A 2,476-nucleotide genomic window follows, 5' to 3' on the forward strand; every position below is an offset into this window, starting at 1 on the left:
TCTTATACAAGTAAATAATTGTACTTAAAATTAGTCTAGTTTAATCATATAAAGGAATACATTCTTTTGTGTGAAATTAATTAATACGTTAATTAAGTAGCAAAAAGTAATTTTTAGTAAGTAATTATAGTGAGATGGCGATTAAATATATTTGTTAATTTTTGATGAATTTATTTTAAGAACATGCGGAAATCTTCATCAAATCTACTTAATTGTGCCCAGTCTAAGCCTAAAACTTGGAATTTTTGAGCGAGTTTACTGCAAGCTGGACGTTCGGTAGCGTAATGTCCAGCGTCAATAAGAATTAAATTGCGATCGCGGCTTTCTTGGAACTGATGGAATTTACAATCGGAGGTAAGATATGCTTGAGCGCCAGTTTTTACAGTAGCCGAAATAAAGCTAGCTCCCGAACCACCCAAAACAGCAACGCGATCGATGGTTTGGTTGAAATCGGATGCGGGGGAAAAAATCAGATTTGGGGGGGCAAGACGGGTTTGAATAACTGAAAGCAAGTCGCTTAATGTTAGAGAAGGTGTTAAAGTCCCAACACGTCCATATCCCAAGCCATTTTGAGTTGGTACAATTGGAGTAGGTTCTCTAAGTTCTAAAAGTTGTGCCAAAACATCAGCAGTACCATTCTCAACTTGGTCAAAATTAGTGTGAGCAGTATAGATGCCGATTTTGTGGATAAAAGCTAATCTCACCATATCCGCGATCGCATCACCAATACGTAAAGATTTTGGTGGACTAAAAATTAGTGGATGGTGAGCAAAAATCAGATTTACAGGATTGCCAGCGTTGCGAAGGGAAATAGCTTCCTCCATCACAGCCAAAGTTGGAGTTAAGCATACTAATACCCTTGCGTTTTCCTGTAATACTCCAGGTTCAACTTGCCAACCGCAATTATCCCAACTTTCCTGCCAAGCGGGATTTGCCCAAGATTCAAACCAGTTAATTAAGTCTGTGATTTTCATTTTTATTTTCCCCCATTGAAAAGGGGGGTTAGGGGGGATAATTCCCGGAGAAGAAGGGAAGAACAAGGGGTTCTTTAGTCAAACTTTAAACCGTTTACAGTGTTACAAATTACGATTTTTTAAACATACCTGCTCGCGAATTTCATCAAATGGCTTATTCCAGATGGGTTCAGCATTCCAATTCCATGCATGAACGGGAATCAGTCCATAATCAGCAAGATAGGTAAGCAAACGATACTCATCTTTTGGATCGCGGGGAAAACAGAAAGCATTACGAAAACTGCGGGAAGAAATATGATGATATCGCTTATCGTCAATACTAATTGAATTTAATATTTCTTTACCTTTGGCAAGTAAATAATCTAAGAAAATAAGGCTAAAAGGTTTTATATTTGAACGATTTTCTGGGTCTTTTTTAACCCATCGTGCCCAATCAAATCCATACATAAAATCATGTACATAACGAAAGCGTATTTCCCCCCTACATCCAAACATATCCATTAGAAGCTCTATTTTTCGTCCAAAAGACTCTAAAAATATAATTGCTCCATCTTCCGCAATCAAAGCTTGCTCAAGCATACTAAAAACCATCAAATCAAAATCCCAAAAAATATTCTCTGGGAAATTTACTAACTGAGAGCGAATTATTTTTTCTAGAGTTTGGCTCATACAGTCTATAATCTTTGAGTGGCAGGTATTTTCGGTAATCAAATCACCTATTTCCCTAAAACTGGTAATTAAATTTCGATTAGGATTGAGGGAAAGTGGTCTAATTCCCTGTTGGGTAATTATTTCATCAAGAATTTCAAAATTATAGGTTGATATTATTTTAGACTGCATTTCATACTCCATAATACTGAAAACTGCTTCAAGATTTGGCAACAATGCTTAATATCTTTGGAATAGAGTTCGTATAGATTATTTTAAGTTCACAAGTTATTCTAATATCAAATCTCATGGCGCTATGTAAACATTTTTATTATCATGTTTACGTTTATGAAGCATATGTTTTCAAGAGACAAAAATTATCCTTGAATAGAATTAACTTTTAAGCTTTTATATACCTAGCAAACTTATCTAAAAATTGGTAATTTTGTTTAGGATTGCTAAAAACACTAGGATTTATTATATATCTACTTAACACTAAAATGTGTGAAATCAAACAGTATACTTGTCCCATGTTTTCGCATGATATACTTGTATACTTTTTTACTAGTGCAACAAATTACAAAGAATATGACCTGTAATATAAGCCTTTCAGGCATTTTTATTGGTAGGTTTATTTACAGCAAACTGTACTAAGGGACTTCCAGAAAATAAAATCTTCTTTCTCATATACTTACCGATACTATCACGCGAAGGGTGGGGTCTCCCCACCCCTACAATTGTGGAGAATTTATTTTTTGGTGTTCCCTAATCAGGTTCTAAGCTAAAAAGCACCTAAATTATATATTAGGGCAGGCAGGGATGCCCACCCCACAACAATTATAATAATTTAGATT

The 2,476-nt window shown here is 35.2% G+C and carries 2 protein-coding genes; both read right to left on the reverse strand.

Annotated elements, in window-relative coordinates:
- Positions 1-170: 170 nt before the first annotated feature.
- Positions 171-974, reverse strand: coding sequence for a Nif3-like dinuclear metal center hexameric protein (locus tag CK510_RS29315; protein WP_095724976.1), 804 nt, complete (start codon positions 972-974; stop codon positions 171-173).
- A 102-nt stretch (positions 975-1,076) separates the two neighbouring features.
- Positions 1,077-1,814, reverse strand: coding sequence for a hypothetical protein (locus tag CK510_RS29320; protein ID WP_095724977.1), 738 nt, complete (start codon positions 1,812-1,814; stop codon positions 1,077-1,079).
- Positions 1,815-2,476 lie beyond the last annotated feature (662 nt).

The organism is Brunnivagina elsteri CCALA 953, assembly GCF_002289455.1.
In the GTDB taxonomy this organism is placed as follows: domain Bacteria; phylum Cyanobacteriota; class Cyanobacteriia; order Cyanobacteriales; family Nostocaceae; genus Brunnivagina; species Brunnivagina elsteri.

Excerpts from the sequence above, each read along its gene's own strand:
- CK510_RS29315 (WP_095724976.1), bottom strand. The coding sequence starts at position 974 with ATGAAAATCACAGACTTAATTAACTGGTTTGAATCTTGGGCAAATCCC.
- CK510_RS29320 (WP_095724977.1), bottom strand. The coding sequence starts at position 1,814 with ATGCAGTCTAAAATAATATCAACCTATAATTTTGAAATTCTTGATGAA.